Source organism: Haliea sp., from assembly GCF_041395985.1.
Lineage (GTDB): Bacteria > Pseudomonadota > Gammaproteobacteria > Pseudomonadales > Halieaceae > Haliea.
The window spans coordinates 531,214-546,072 of record NZ_JAWKZJ010000001.1; the positions used below are offsets into that span (position 1 = coordinate 531,214).

Here is a 14,859-nt window from a genome sequence, read left to right on the forward strand (position 1 = left end):
TTTGCCGGCGCGGGGCGACAACCTTGATGGCTACGTCCTCGACAATATGGAGGGCGCGGTCGATCAGGCTGCCTTCCTCGCGCGAACCGACACGCCTGTAGCCATCGTCGGCGCCCGTGGCACGGGCAAAATGTATATCGCCCGCATTTTCCACAGCCGTGCCGGCTGTGGCCCCGATACGCTGGTGGCTATCGACTGCCGCGAATTCCGCAATCGTGACGATGCCAACCGTCGCATTCGCCACGCCCTGGAGATGGGTGCCGGCAAAACCCTGGTGTTCAAATCGCCCCAGCTGATGAGCGCCGATGCCCAGCTGCGGCTTGCCCGACAGATTGCCACGCGCCAGTTTGTCGATGTGGAACCCGCTACCTACCTGCCACCGATGCGCTTTGTTGCGCTGTTCCCCGATACGCTGGCGAGGCTGGTGGCCGCTGGCGAGCTACAGCCACGGCTGGCCAGCGTATTCGCCGCGTATCCGATTCGGGTGCCGCCGATGCGCCATCGGCAACAGGCGATTCTGCGTTGGGCGCACAAGATCCTCGATCAGGAGTGCGCCTTGCGCAACGTGGTGGTGAAAGGGTTCACACCCGAAGCCGAACAGGCACTGCGCGAACATCCCTGGCACGGCAATATCAGCGAGATTCGCCAGCGCGTGGTAAACGCGCTGGAGCGCCGCCCCGCCGGCGCCTGGCTGACGCCGGTGGAGTTGCAGCTGGCTCTCGGCAGCCGCGCGCGCAGTGCCGGCCTGTTGTCACCCTTGCGCCGCAGCGACAGGGAGGCCCCGGGCTATGCGCCAAGCGCGCTGGAGGAACTGCGGCAGGCACTTGCCGATGTCCTGCAGCACTGCATCGAAGGCCGGCACCTGCTGCCGCTCGGCGGCTGGTTGCAGGACGAGGTGGTGCTGGCCGCGCTCGTGCGCTATGCAAGTGATGCGCGCCCTGCTGCACGCTTCCTGCAGGTGCCGCGCCGCAATCTGGCGCGCTGGCTGCCGGGCATTGAGCACCGTCGCGCGGCACGCGGCGCCTGCTCCGAGTGGGTTGAGCCTGCGCGGTTGGTTACGGATTGGGTGCGCGGGCTTGGCCAGAGTGGCAGCGGGCCGCTTGCGCAGGCAGAAGCGCTGCTGCTCGAACTGCTCGAGGCGCGTCGTGAACAGACCACCGTGGCCCAGCGCGCGCAGCTGCTGGGAGTATCGCGCCCCACCTACACCCGTCGATTGCTGGCGCTGGGTACGCTGCCGGAGGCGGCTGCCAGTGGCTAGGAAACAGCGCGGCGCCGCGCTACCCGGCGACGGCGGACCGCCGCCTGCGGCTAATGACCGTCCCACACCGGCGGCGCTGGCCGCACGCTACGCCGCGCTTGCGGAAACGCCGGTACCGCCGCCTCTGGGATTCTCGGCCCGACTCAATCTATTATTGGACTTGACGGCGGTGGTGCCAACACGTATCGAAGGTCGCGTGTTGGGGGTGCTGGCCATCAATCCTGGCTGGAAGGAGCTCGATGTGCGCCGCTGGTTACAACAGGACCAGCTGCCGCCCCGTGACGTGTTGCGCCACCTCGTGACCTTGCTGGTGGCGCAGCTGGGGTTGGAGCACGATGTTCTGCGGTGGGAGGCGTTCCTGATCTACGGGGCTCCCACGATCACATCGCCGGTCGAACACCTGCTCTATCGCGAGGATCGCGGGCGCCGTGACATCGCCTCCCGCATCTTCGCGCTGCTCACCGAGCAGTACGCCATCCCGCCGTCCAGTTATGATGCGGATCTGGTCTTCCAGCGCTGCCTCAAGTTGATGCAGCAGTTCAACATCTACGAGTGGGAAGACTTCCAGGCCGGCCACATGGAGCCGTTCCGCAGCGTGCTTTTCCCGGAAACCTCCTGAAACGTCCGCGAGCTGCGCCATTTACCGAAAAAAGGCAAATTAGTGCTTGCAGTCGCAGAGCCACTACTAAAATACTGTTACGCAGAGTCACAAGCGAGAAACCTTATGCCTGATCACAACGAGGCCCAGGACGTCAGTGGGGTCCGCGTGGCCATCATCGATGACGCCAAGACCATCCGTATGATGATGTCTCATACCCTGAAGCAGATGGGTTGTGAGGTGGAGACGGCGGAAGATGGTTATCAGGGGCTTGCCCTGTTGCGGCGTTTCAAGCCCGATATCGTCTTTCTGGATATCACCATGCCGGAACTGGATGGCTACCAGACCTGCAGCCTGATCCGGCACGCGGAGGATACCCGCGATCTGCCGGTGGTGCTGCTGTCGTCGTCCGACGGGATATTCGACATTGCCCGCGGCCAGGCACGGGGCGCCAACGCGCACGTCAGCAAGATCCCCCCCGACCCGGTTTTGCGACAGTTGATCCACGAACACACCCGGGCCCACGAGGCAGCCTGACATGGGAGGGGCCTTTACCGCCCTGCGAGCGTTGCACGAGCGCCATGCCCGCGGCGGCCCGACGTTGCCGTCGCCGCCTGCAGGGGAGCCTGTCTGGTCGGGCGCGGCGATTGGCATCGCCGGTGTGCCGCTGGTGATCGCGCATCGCGATGTCGAAACCATCACCGCCCTGCCCCCGCTCACCCGTATTCCGGGTACGGGCAACCGGGTACTGGGTGTGGCCGCCTACCAGGGTGACCTGCTGCCGGTGTTTTGTGGGGATACGCTGTTTGGCCAGCGGCTGTCGCCCGGACGCAGGCGGGAGTACTGCCTGGTGATCTGCCAGCCCGGGCTGCATGTGGGCCTGACCCTGAGCCAGGTGGGGGGTAATGTGACGTTGCCCCTGTCCCAGCGCAGCGCCGACATGCCACTGCAGGGCCTGTTGGCAGCGTGCTGCGACGGTGGATTCCGGCGTGGCGAAGAATTCCTGGGCCTGCTGGATAGCGGGCTGTTGATGGCCAGTGGCGTGCTGGGCGATACCAGCGCTCAGCCCGCTGACCCTATTGAGGACGCCGTACCATGAGCCAGACCGTTCTACTTGTCATTGTTCTCGCCCTGCTTGTCGCTCAGGGTGTGACCGGTTTCCTGTTGTGGAAGGCCCGCCGTGACGGCGGCGCAGCGACCGATTCCGACAGCGGCGTTCTCCAGGCCCTGCGACGCATGGCCGACGGCGATCTCACAGCCAGTGCAGAGAGCACCGGGCCCGCAACTGCGGCGATCGCCGAGCAACTGAATGCCGCCCTGGCGCGGCAGCGGGAGCTGGTGTCCGACCTGCGTGCGCCGTTCGAAGGCCTGACGACAGAGCTGCACAGGCTGGCCAGGAATAGTCATGGACACAGTGAAACCAGTGCTGGCATGGGACGCCAGCTGGAAGAAGTCAAATCCGCACTGGTGCGTGAAATGCAGGCAGCGGAAGACATGGGCAGTATCAGCAAGCAGGCGCGGGAGGCCATGGGCCGCCATCGGCAGCTGGTGAGCCGCGGCCAGACCCTTGCCACGGACATGGCGCGCGCCTCATCGGATGTGCGTGAGTCCATGCAGGAAACCTCGAAATCCGCCAAGCGACAGGGCGAACTGATACAGTCAGTGACCACGGCCGCGGAATACATCCAGTCGCTGAACACGCGCATCTCGGTGGTGGCAATCAATACGCGTATCGAAGCGGAGCGCGCCGGCGAGCATGGCCGCCCGTTCCTCGGTATCGCCGAGGCGATTGGCGATCTGTTGCGTGAAGCCGAGGAGGAAGGCCGCAAGATCACCTCAGAGGTACGCATGTTGCAGAACCTGTCTGCGGAAAACCTGAACAGCCTTGAGCACACGGTGGGCGCTGTGGTCACCATTCTGGATTTTGTCGAGCGCATCGACGCGGCGCTGGAAGATATCAACCATGGCGCTGCACACCTCCTTGACCAGGTGGATTCCCTGGGTAATACCACGCAGCAATCGGCCGAAACCGTGCGTCGGCTGAATGGACTGCTGGGTGAAGTGCGCGAGCAGAATCGCGCACTGCGGGAAGGTGCGGAAGCGACCCAGCAGGGCATTAACGCTTTACAGCAAACGCTCTCCAAGCTGGGCCGGAACCTCGCCCGGCTGCGCGTCGACCAGACAGGCAGTGCGCTGAATGTCTGAGTTGCAGCCACACGCGAGCCCGCGCCAGGGCATCGATCTGATAGACCTGAGACGCCTGCGGTCACCGCTGCAAGGGTCCCTGGACGCCGCCGAGGCGGCACTGATCGACTACAGCCGCGACATACAGCGCCGCGAGCCGCTGCTCCACTGTCTCTGGTCGGTGCACCACATTACCGCCGCGCTGGGCAGCCTGCGGCTGCACAAGGCGGAAATGCTGGCCCTGGAAATGGAGCGCGGTTTCCTGCGCCTGCTGCGTGGTGATGTAGTGGCAGAGCGACGCAATCTCGTCATGGGTGGCTTGATGCGGGCGATCAAGACGCTGCCTGCCTATCTGGATCATGTCGAGCAGCTGCGCCTCGACAGCGGCCGCGGCCTTGAGCCCTGTGTCAATGACCTGCGCCGCTGGGCCGGTGAAGTGCCGCGCCCGGCGGCGCTGTTTTTCCACTATCCCGTGGCAGCCGACTGTGGAGTGACCCAGGGCGCCGAGCGCCCGGCGGAGGAGGCAATCCGACGTGGCGCTGATGTGTTGCTGGCGCCTTACCTGCAGGGCGCCAAGGGTGTGCTGGGCTCGCGGCCCGGGGCGGAGAGCGCGCGCACCCTGGCGCGCATTGCGCAGAAGATGCACGGCTTTCTCGTCGGGACGGTGCAGGAGCCCTTCTGGTTGTTGCTCATGGCGCTCTGTGAAGCGCTCGCGGCGGAGCTGGCGGAGCCAGATGAGTGCATTGCGCAGATCTTCAAAGCGGGCGCTTTCATGGTCAAACACGCGCGTGAGCACGGCAACGCTGTTGACCCTGAGATGGACTATCCGGCGTACGTGCAGCAGCTGCTGTTCTACATGGCAGCCTGCCCGGTGCAGCCGCTGTACGTGGCCCACGTGTGGCAGGTGTTCGGCATCACCGAAGACACCCTGCGTGATGCGCAGCGCGGCCTGATACATAACGATGCCCTGCTGGCCGCATTGCGCGGTGCATCTGCGCGCCTTTCCAGCCTGGTCGAGACCCTGGAGCAGGCTGACCTGGAAGCGGTTGCCACCGGGCGCGCGCCGCAGCCCGAGGACAGCATGGCCGAGTTGCAGGCCATTCGCTTGCGGCTGATTGCTGCGGGGGAGGAGGTCCTTGCGGAAGATCTGCGGGGTGCCGACGCCATGCTGGAGCAGCTGTTTGCCGGACGTTTCGCCGAGCAACCTGAGCGCTGTCGTCAGGCGGTGCTGTCCCTCGCGCAAACTCTGGTGGATACGCAACTTGCCATCGCCAACCGTGTGTTGCTGCGCGGTGAGCAGCCTGCGTCAGAGCGGTCATTTGCCGTGCTGGCGCCCCTGCTGTTGGCCACCGTTGAACGCTTGAACCACTTGCAGGAACAATTGCAGCAAGGTGCTGACGATGAACTGCGGCGCGCTGTTGCGGCCGACCTGCTGGCCATGGAGGGCGCGCTGTCGCTGCAGGGCCTGCTGCGCGAGGCTGCGGTCGCCGGGCAGCTCGGGCGCTGGCTTGGCGAGGCTCGCGAACGGTTGATCTCGGATGAACCCGTTGCCATGCACTTTGCCCAGGCTCTGGCCTGGCTGTCACTGCACATGGAGCGGTTGAGCCTCGACCCCGCTTCTGCCGGGGATGATGTGCTCTGGGCAGCGGAACAGGCCGCGATGTTTCTGCAGCCGGCGCCTGCGGATGAGACCGCGGGTGTGCCGGCCGCGGACTCTGCGGAACAGGCACAAGGTGCGCCGGCGACCGAGCGGGCTGAAACCATTCCCGCGGCGTTCCGGGAGGTGTTCCTGGAGGAATCGCAGGAGATCATCGCCCGCCTGCAGAGCGAGCTGCCAACCTGGGTTGCAGCGCCGGCGCGCGACGAGCGTCTGCGGGAAATACGCCGGCACTTCCATACCTTCAAGGGCAACGGCAACGCGGTGGGCCTGTTCTCGCTGGGCGACCTCGGTCGCGATGTGCAGGACCTGCTGGACCGGGTTCTGGAGAGCCAGCAGCCGTTGGACGCGACCCTGCCCCTGTTGTTGCAGGATGTGCTGGCGGCACTGCCGGAATTGGTCGCCACCTGCGGCGGCGCCGGAGAATTTGATGCTGCCCGGGTGCTGGAGCTGCGCAACCGCTGTATGAGCCTTGGCCGGGAGATCGCTGATGGACGGTAATCAGAAGGAGCTCACCGTCGAGGAGCTGCTCAGGGAACCCTGGGCGCAGCCACTGCTCGAGGAGTGGGGAGAGCATGCGCTGCGCTGGCTGTTGAGTCGTCGTCTCGATGAGCCTGAGGAGAAACTGTTTGCCGTAGCGGGCGATCGCCTGCGCCGTCCCGCGGCGGACCTTAGTGACCAGGAAGCGCGGCTTGGGGCGCGTCATATGATGGGTGGCGCGGTCGCCGATGACCTGTCTGACTTTATCGAGGAAGAGATCGTGCTGACCTCGGTCAGCGATTCCAGCGGCATATACGGTGGGCGTGCGGGGGAGGCCGGATCCGGACGCATGGATGCGCCACGGCACGAGTTTATCGCCGTGCGCCACGCGCGCGGCGCTGCTGACCGCAGCACCCGTGAAGCACTCGCGCACCTCGCTGGCGCCGATGTACTCAATCTCGGTCCGCCACCGGCCCTGCCCAGCACCCTCGAGCGCGACGAGGCCGACCTCTCCGTTGCGCTGGAGGCTTCCGCTGCCCCCGTGGAGCAGGCGGCCGATACCGCGCCTGAGGTAACTGGGGCCACGCTTCCAGACGTCCCCGAGACAGCAGTGGATGAAGCGCCGCAGGCGCCCGTGGTGTCCGTCGCACCTGAGGTGTCGCCAGCCGAGACCCCGGTCATCCCGGTCACTACGGAAACTACGGACACGCCTGCGCCGGCGCCGACACCCAGCCTAGCGCCGATCCCGGCGGAGCCGCCATCGGCCCCAGCCGTCGCCGCAGCTGCCACCGCCGCATCGCCCACCGCCGCCGAGCTGGCTGAGGCGAGCGCAGACGAGCTGTCCTGGTGCGTGCCGCGGGATATCACCTTTAACTTCAGTACCCGGGGCGGCAGCGAGCTGTTCCAGGATTTTCTCGACGCCTTTATCGAGGAGGCCGGTACGGAGCTTGAGAAGCTCGAGGACAGCCTCGGTGCCTGGGAGCGAGAGGCTGCGGGCGCCGCTGCGTCGGGCGCCGTTGCGTCGGGCGCCGCCGCGTCGGGTGGCGAGGCTTCGAAACAGGTCTCACGGGTGCTGCATACCCTGAAGGGAATAGCCAAGGGTGTTGGCCTGCAGCGTTACGGCACCCTTATTCACAATTTCGAAACCCTGCTCGACCGCCTGCCCTGCGAGGCCGGCGGCGAAGCGCACTATTTTCGCATCATCAATGCCTGGCTGGATGCAACGGTGCGCGGCTATGAGCATATTCAGCAGACGCGGAACGATGTCGCCAGTGAGCTTCCGCTGCAACAGGATGCACCTCCGCCCGCCACCGGTGACGACAGCACGACGGCGGGTGGCGCGCCGCAGCTGCAACCGCTGGCACCGGGCCAGCGCCAGGAAGATCGCAAGATCGCCGACGCCGGTGCCCAGGCGCTGGGTGCCCAGCAGACGATCCGCATCAGCCCCGATGCCCTCGATTACCTGCTCAACCTGGGCAACGAGGTGCAGAAGCTCGGCGTTCGCGCGTCCCAGAGCACCCTGCAGAGTAAGCGCGCGACGGGCGAGCTGTTGAGCCGGATCGGCTCTCTGCGCACGCACATCGGGCGCATTTCCGACCGTGCACTGCTCAGCGCGACAACCCGGCGTAGCGGTCCGGATACGGAGCTTGACGCTCTGGAAATGGACCAGTACTCGGATATTCACGAGGCGGCGAGCATTCTGCGTGAAGCGGTGGATGACCTCGATGAGCTGGCGCGGCTGGCGGGACGGCACACGTCCGCGGCCGAAGCGCTGCTGAAGCAGCAGGCCGGTATGGTTGCCTCCCTCGGATCGTCGATCCGCGCGGCGCGTGTGGTTCCGGTTTCACGGTTGATGCCCGGGCTGCGCCGCATCGTGCGCACGGTCAGCGCGGAACTGGGCAAGGCGGTGATGTTCCGGGTGATCAGCGAAGCCGGCAAGCTCGACCGCGACAGCCACGCCTGCTGCCAGATCATCCTTGAGCACATGGTGCGCAACGCACTGGATCACGGTATCGAAGCCCCCGCGGAGCGCATTGCGGCCGGCAAGTCGGACACGGGTGTGATCAGCATCGATGTGCGCAAACAGGGCACGGATTATGTGGTGTCGCTCAGTGACGATGGCCGCGGCATTGATCCCCAGCGCATGCGGGAACAGGCGCGCAAGAAGGGGCTGGACGTCGATGTGGATAGTCTCACCGACCGCGAGGCCCAGCGCCTGGTGTTCCACCGCGGATTCTCCACCGCCGAGCGGATCAGCGAAATTTCCGGCCGCGGGGTCGGTATGGACATCGTGATGGGAGAGTTGCAACGCATCGGGGGTGATATCGAGATCGAGTCCAACCTCGGTCGCGGTACGACCTTCCGCATTCGCATACCCTCCAACATCAGCGTCAACGGTGCCCTGCTCGTGACCGTCGCGGATACCGCGTACGCGATACCCTTTGACGGTCTGATCGGCGTTGAGCATGTGCCGGCGGACGAATTTCTGCAGGCGGTACAGGACCAGACGGACCTGCCTTTGCTGGGCCGCCGTTGTCAGCCCTCCTACCTGGCGGCCCTGTGTTCCGGTGTGCCTCTGCCCGACCGCGACAACTGGGGCGCTACCGTGCCCGTTATCGTGGCCGGATCCGGCCAGCACCATATGGCGATTGCCGTGGACCGCGTGGAAGAGGCCCTCGAGCTGGTCATCCGCTCGCTCGGCAGCCAGTTCGCCAATCTGCCCTGGGTCGTGGGGGGGACCACCAGCTCGGATGGACGTGCCATTGTCGCGCTCAACCTGAACCTGCTGGTCAGCCGACAGGCACTTGAGCCTGTCCCCGACCTCTCACTGGAGCCCGTGGCGGACGTCAACCTGCTGGTTATGGTGGTGGACGATTCGCGCACCCAGCGCATGGTGGCGACCAGCCAGCTGCAAAGTCTCGGGGTAGAGACGGTCACTGCGGAAAACGGGCTTGCTGCTATAGAGCTTCTGGCGGGCATACACCGTCTTCCCGATGTGATTTTGCTGGACATTGAAATGCCGCTGAAAGACGGGATCCAGACCCTGCGCGAGATTCGCCGATCCCCGCGCCTGCAGTCTATTCCGGTCATCATGGTCACCTCGCGCACGGGGCCCAAGCACCGTGCGCTCGCCGAACAGGCCGGTTGCAGCGGTTACATGGGCAAACCGTTCAACTTCCCGCTGCTGGTTGAGCAGATTGCCGAGTTGACCGGCTACCCCCTGCGCCTGTCCTGATATGGAGACGCAGGTGGCAAACGCCGTCCCCGCTGTACTGCTTCCCTGCGCCGATGGCGCCACCTGGCTGGTGCCGCTGAACGGCCTCGCGGAAATCGTGGTGGTGCGTGAGGCGGTAAGCGGCACGTTGGCCTGGCGGGAAGCCCGGATTCCCGTGCTGCACCCCACACCGGCGGCCCGGACTTTCGCTGTGCTGCTGGGTATCAACGTCCCTTTCTGGGCACTGCCGCTGGCCTCGGAACCGGTGGTCTACCGCCCGCTGGCGGCAGACGATATTGCGGACGATGCGGTGCCCGCGGCAGGCGGTATCCCGGCGCGGATAGCGGGCAGGCAATGCCTGATACCTGACCTGCTCGCCGCTGAGTCCGGCCTCTCCCTGACGCCCTGATCGGGCCCTGCAGCCGCGGGTGGGCATCGACGGGTGCACCGTCGCGTGTAAAAATATGGCGCATAATAGCTGAATAGGCCCCCTCAAAATCGCTTTAAACGTAAAAATATGGGCGAAAAAAGACACTTTTTTCCAATTGATACCCAATAATGCTTTTCCCGGCATTGTCAGACAGCGGCTGCCTGCCTATAACTGAGCGCGCTGCCAGTGTGCAGCGGCGCTGTCGGACAGGCTCGGCCAGTCAGGCTCGGGGAGACGGTTGGTTGAACCTGCAGCGTCGGAAAGGATTTCTGTGAATACCAGGGGGCAGCCATGTTTACCATTACACCCACGGCCACGCTGGGGTCCAGCCAGCGGGATGACCTTGAAGTTTTTGCCGTAATCGACGGCCGCAAAGTGTTTCTGCCTGAGGAAGCACGTTACGTCATGCAGGACCGACGCGGGCTCTGGTTCTACAGCAAGCGCAAGCCGCGTTTGTCAGAGGGCGACTGGACACCGAACAAAACCAGTATTGCCTGTGTCACCGAACGGGGCTGTGTCCGGGTTTTGAAGACGGAACCCGCAACAACGTGGCTGGAAACCTGCCAGCGGACCATCCGCATGGTGGCCCGGGATGGTGAACGACGCCCGGCCGACGACGCTGCCTGATTACGGCGCGCGCTCGTCGTCGCCGGTGTCGGCTGCGGGTGTCTCGGCACGCTCGGGGCTGCGGTCAACCGCGCTGAGCCGGTCGACATCGATATCCAGATGCAGGGGGTCCAGGGTGGGCATCTGCTTGCTGGTTGCCGTCGACAGGTGCTGGAATCGATCGACCTTGCCTGCGAGACCTTGTCGCCCGCTGAGTCCAAGCACGGTACTGTTGTACTGGTTGGCCGCCGTCTGCAGAGTATTGCCGAGCCGCTGCAGGCGTTCGGCCACGGTGCACACCTGATTGTAGACATCGCCGGCGCTGCGGCTGATTTCCTGCGCTTCGCGGTTGCTGCGCTCCACGATCCAGAGGTTGGCGACGGTACGCAGCACAGGCATCAGTGTACTGTGTGATACCAGCACCACACCGCGCTGGTATCCATAGGCAAACAGATCGCGGTCCTGGCGCATTGCTTCGATCCAGGCCGGCTCAATGGGCATGAACATCAGGACGAAGTCGGGGCTGCCCAGCCCCGGCAGATTGGCGTACTCCTTGCCCGCCAGATCGTCGATATGCTGTCGAATCGCCCGTCCGTGGGCCTCGAGCCGGGCGTCGCGCTGCGCCTCGTTGTCTGCAGACAGCGCAGCTTCGTAGTCCACCAGAGACACTTTACTGTCGATCACGAGGTGGCGCTTGTCGGGCAGCAGGATCAGCGCGTCGGGCAGGCGCCGGCGGCCCTGCTCGTCCCGCAACGCCGCCTGCGTCACATAATGCTCCCCGGGCAGCAGCCCCGCCTGTTCCAGCGTGCGTTCGAGCTGCGCCTCACCCCAGTTCCCGGTGGTTTTCTTGTCGCCCTTCAGGGCAGCGGCGAGATTGCTCGCCTGTTCACTCATGGCGAGGCCGATCTCCAGCACCTTGCGCAGCTCTGCCCCCAGTGCTGCCTGGCCCTGCAGGGATTCCGAGTGAACGCGATCGATGCGCTGCTGGAAGCTGCTGATCTGTTCGCGAAACGGCTGCAGCAGTTGACCGAGGGCCTCCTTGCTGTTGTCCGTGAACTGGCGCCCGCGGGCCTCAAAAATGCGCTGAGCAAGATGCTCAAACTCAAGCTTCAGCTGCGCACGGTTTTCGTTCAGCAGCTGCAACTGGTCAGCGTGCTGGCGTGCCTGCTCGCGCTGCCGGGCCAGCAGGCGATCGTACTCACTGCGCAGACTCTGGTAGCGGTCGGTGAGCTGTTGCAGCGCCCGCGCCTGGGTCGCCGCCTGTTGCTGATGCAGGCGCAGGCGCCAGATCAGTGCCGCTATCAGCCCGACGGTAAGCCCGGCCAGAATCCCCAGTGTGGGCAGGAACCAGGGACTTTGCAGGACGCTGATGGGCACGTGCCGCTAGTTGTTGCGCGGCACGGCCAGCTGCGAGATATCCGCTACCCGCAGGAACCGCTCGCGCAGGCTGTGTAGCAGGCTCAACCGGTTGCCGCGCAGCACGGGGTCCTCGGTGTTGACCATGACCTCGTCAAAGAAGGCGTCAACCGGCGCTTGCAGGGCCGCCAGGCAGGACAGCGCTTCGCTGTAGGCGCCTTCGGCGAGGTGGCCCTCGCTTTCGCTGCCAAGCACCGCAAGGCGCTCCGCGAGCGTATGTTCCGCAGGGTCCTGCAGCAGGTCGCTGCGCACGTCGCCAAAGCGGAAGCCGTCCTCGAGTTTGTCCAGGATATTGCTCACGCGCTTATTGGCCGCGGCCAGCGCGGCGGCTTCCGGCAGCTGGCTGAACGCATGCACCGCGAGCACCCTGCGCTGGACATCCAGTGGCCTTCCGGGTTTGTTGGCGCTTACTGCTTTGAACACTTCCGCCGGGATGTCCAGTTCCTCATACCAGGCGCGGAAGCGTTCCAGCATGTAGTCGAGCACCTGCTCTGCGGTGCCTTCCGCAAGGGCATCGGCGCTGTAACCCTGCACCGCCAGTGCGAGGCACTCGCGCAAATCGAGATCCAGTTCCTTCTCGACCAGAATTCGCAGTACCGCCAGCGACGCCCGGCGCAGGGCAAAGGGATCCCGTGAGCCGGTAGGGGGTTGGCCGATACCGAAGATGCCTACCAGCGTATCGAGTCGGTCCGCTACCCCCATGGCGGCGGCGGTCAGGCCCTGCGGCAGACGGTCGCCGGCGTAGCGTGGCCAGTAGTGTTCCTCAACCGCCGCCGCCACCTCGGGTGACTCACCGTCGTGCCGTGCGTAATAGGCCCCGGCAATACCCTGCATGTCGGCAAACTCCAGCACCATCTGCGTGCCCAGATCCGCCTTGCACAGCAGGCCGGCGCGCTCTGCGTCAGCCACGTTGCCACCGAGCTGTGCCGCCAGTTCCCCGGCTAGCCTGGACACCCGCTGTGACTTGTCGTAGAGCGAGCCCAGCTTCTGCTGGAAGACAATGTTGCGCAGGCCCTCAAGCCGCGAAAACAGGCTGTGCTGTTTGTCGGTTTCGAAAAAGAAGGCGGCGTCGCTGAGCCGCGGGCGGATAACCCGTTCGTTGCCGGCAATCACCTGCGCCGGGTCCTTGCTCTCTATGTTGCACAGGGTGATGAAGTGGGGCAGCAGAGCGCCATCGGCATCCACCAGGTGGAAGTACTTCTGGTGCTCCTTCATGGAGGATACCAGGGCTTCTGCAGGTACACTGAGGAAGCGCGGTTCGAAGTTGCCCGTCAGCGCAACCGGCCATTCGACCAGCCCGGTTACCTCATCCAGCAGGTCGGTGTCGATGACCGCCTGCGCATTCAGTGCGCTGGCCTCGACCTCAACCTGCTCGCGAATCATGGCGCGACGCTCCTCGAAATCTGCGATGACTTTCGCCCCGGCGAGGGTCTCTGCGTAGTCTTCCGGTCGCTCCAGGCGGATCTCGCCGCTGCTGTGGAAGCGGTGGCCGCGCGTGGTATTGCCCGTGGGCAGGCCGAGCACGGAGCCGAAATCGCTCTCGCCGCCGAGCATGGCCACCACCCAGTGCACAGGGCGCACAAACTCGATACGGCTCGCGCCCCAGCGCATGCGCTTGGGAATGGGCAACTCGCGGATGCTCTCGTGAATGATGTCGTTGAAGCTGCTGCGCAACTGCGCGCCGGCCAGCGTGGTGCGCAGGCACAGGCGCGGACCCTTGGGCGTGTCGACCACGGTCAGCGCTTCGGGCTCAAGCCCCTGCTTGCGCGCAAAGCCCACCGCCGCCGGCGTCCAGTTGCCCTGTTCGTCGCGCGCACGGTCGGCGGGCGGCCCCTGTATCTCCTGTTCCCGGTCCGGCGCCTGCAGGGCGACGTCCTGAATCAGTACTGCCAGCCGGCGTGGTGCGGCGAACCAGCGCACGGCGCCATGGGTCAGGCCGCGCTGCGCCAGCCCGGTGACGATGCCGTCGCGGAACGCGGTACCCAGCGTCTTCAGCGCCTTGGGAGGCAGCTCTTCGGTGCCCAGTTCAACGAGCAGCGTTTCAGTCTGCTTCATGCCTGTGCCTCCTGGCGCATCGTACCGAGCACTTCCTCGCGCAGCGCCGGCTCGGCGAGGGGGAAGCCCAGTGCGGCACGCGTGTCAAAGTAGGCCTGTGCCACGCCCCGCGCCAGCGTGCGTACGCGCAGGATGTAGCGCTGGCGTTCGGTGACCGAAATGGCGTGACGGGCGTCGAGCAGGTTGAAGGTGTGTGAGGCCTTCATCACCATTTCATAGGCCGGCAGGGGCAGGTTGCGCTCGATCAGGCGCTGGGCTTCGCCTTCACAGTGGTCGAACTGGCCAAACAGCCAGTCGGTGTCGGCTTCCTCGAAGTTGTAGCGCGACATTTCCACTTCATTCTGGTGGAACACGTCGCCGTAGGTCACTGTGCCGGAGGGACCCCGGGTCCACACCAGGTCGTAGAGGCTGTCCACGCCCTGCAGGTACATGGCGATACGTTCCAGGCCGTAGGTGATTTCACCACTCACCGGGTAGCACTCCAGGCCACCGGCCTGCTGGAAATAGGTGAACTGGGTGACCTCCATGCCGTTCAGCCAGACCTCCCAGCCCAGCCCCCAGGCGCCCAGCGTGGGCGACTCCCAGTTATCCTCGACGAAGCGGATATCGTGCACTGCGCTGTCGATCCCCAGTGCCTGCAGCGATTGCAGGTAGAGGTCCTGGAAGGCGGCCGGCGAGGGCTTCATGATCACCTGGAACTGGTAGTAGTGTTGCAGGCGGTTGGGGTTCTCTCCGTAGCGGCCGTCCGTGGGCCGTCGGCTGGGCTGAACGTAGGCGGCATTCCAGCTTTCAGGGCCGATCGCGCGCAGGAAGGTGGCCGGGTGGAAAGTCCCCGCACCCACCTCCATATCCAGCGGCTGCAGGATCACACAACCCTGCTCAGCCCAGAATTGCTGCAGGGTAAGAATCAGGTCCTGAAAGGACAATGGAGCTGGGGACACGGCAACACCTGTTCGCGGTT

The 14,859-nt window shown here is 65.1% G+C and carries 12 protein-coding genes; 9 read left to right on the plus strand and 3 right to left on the minus strand.

Translation table 11 applies throughout. The features are described 5' to 3' along the window. Position 1: 1 nt before the first annotated feature. The 9 genes from R3E49_RS02420 (at position 2) to R3E49_RS02460 (ending at position 10,448) form a co-directional block, all read left to right on the plus strand. Positions 2-1,258, plus strand: a complete 1,257-nt coding sequence (locus tag R3E49_RS02420; RefSeq protein WP_371293577.1) for a sigma 54-interacting transcriptional regulator — start codon at positions 2-4, stop codon at positions 1,256-1,258. Then, complete coding sequence (locus tag R3E49_RS02425; RefSeq protein ID WP_371293578.1) at positions 1,251-1,877, plus strand: hypothetical protein; 627 nt, start codon at positions 1,251-1,253, stop codon at positions 1,875-1,877. Before R3E49_RS02420 ends, R3E49_RS02425 begins: the two co-directional genes overlap by 8 nt. Before the next feature lie 105 nt (positions 1,878-1,982). Next, positions 1,983-2,393: a response regulator gene (locus R3E49_RS02430; RefSeq protein ID WP_290740918.1), complete on the plus strand. Its 411-nt coding sequence runs from the start codon at positions 1,983-1,985 to the stop codon at positions 2,391-2,393. Between the two features lies 1 nt (position 2,394). After that, complete coding sequence (locus R3E49_RS02435) at positions 2,395-2,955, plus strand: chemotaxis protein CheW (protein ID WP_371293579.1); 561 nt, start codon at positions 2,395-2,397, stop codon at positions 2,953-2,955. Next, positions 2,952-4,061 (plus strand): methyl-accepting chemotaxis protein, encoded by a 1,110-nt coding sequence (locus R3E49_RS02440; protein ID WP_371293580.1) that lies wholly within the window; start codon positions 2,952-2,954, stop codon positions 4,059-4,061. The genes R3E49_RS02435 and R3E49_RS02440 overlap by 4 nt, the downstream gene beginning before the upstream one ends. After that, entirely contained in the window at positions 4,054-6,198 is a 2,145-nt protein-coding gene (locus tag R3E49_RS02445; RefSeq protein ID WP_371293581.1) for an Hpt domain-containing protein, read from the plus strand. The genes R3E49_RS02440 and R3E49_RS02445 overlap by 8 nt, the downstream gene beginning before the upstream one ends. Beyond that, positions 6,188-9,412 (plus strand): response regulator, encoded by a 3,225-nt coding sequence (locus tag R3E49_RS02450; RefSeq protein ID WP_371293582.1) that lies wholly within the window; start codon positions 6,188-6,190, stop codon positions 9,410-9,412. Before R3E49_RS02445 ends, R3E49_RS02450 begins: the two co-directional genes overlap by 11 nt. Before the next feature lie 13 nt (positions 9,413-9,425). After that, positions 9,426-9,800, plus strand: a complete 375-nt coding sequence (locus tag R3E49_RS02455; protein WP_371293583.1) for a hypothetical protein — start codon at positions 9,426-9,428, stop codon at positions 9,798-9,800. A gap of 312 nt (positions 9,801-10,112) precedes the next feature. Continuing rightward, entirely contained in the window at positions 10,113-10,448 is a 336-nt protein-coding gene (locus tag R3E49_RS02460) for a hypothetical protein (RefSeq protein ID WP_290740936.1), read from the plus strand. Here R3E49_RS02460 and R3E49_RS02465 read toward each other — a convergent pair whose 3' ends face one another. The 3 genes from R3E49_RS02465 to glyQ are packed head-to-tail and all read right to left on the minus strand — an operon-like array spanning position 10,449 to position 14,839. Further along, on the minus strand, positions 10,449-11,804 hold the full coding sequence (locus R3E49_RS02465) for a DNA recombination protein RmuC (RefSeq protein WP_371293584.1): 1,356 nt from the start codon (positions 11,802-11,804) through the stop codon (positions 10,449-10,451). A gap of 6 nt (positions 11,805-11,810) precedes the next feature. Beyond that, complete coding sequence (gene glyS, locus R3E49_RS02470; protein WP_371293585.1) at positions 11,811-13,898, minus strand: glycine--tRNA ligase subunit beta; 2,088 nt, start codon at positions 13,896-13,898, stop codon at positions 11,811-11,813. After that, entirely contained in the window at positions 13,895-14,839 is a 945-nt protein-coding gene (gene glyQ / locus R3E49_RS02475; protein ID WP_371293586.1) for a glycine--tRNA ligase subunit alpha, read from the minus strand. Before glyQ ends, glyS begins: the two co-directional genes overlap by 4 nt. Positions 14,840-14,859 lie beyond the last annotated feature (20 nt).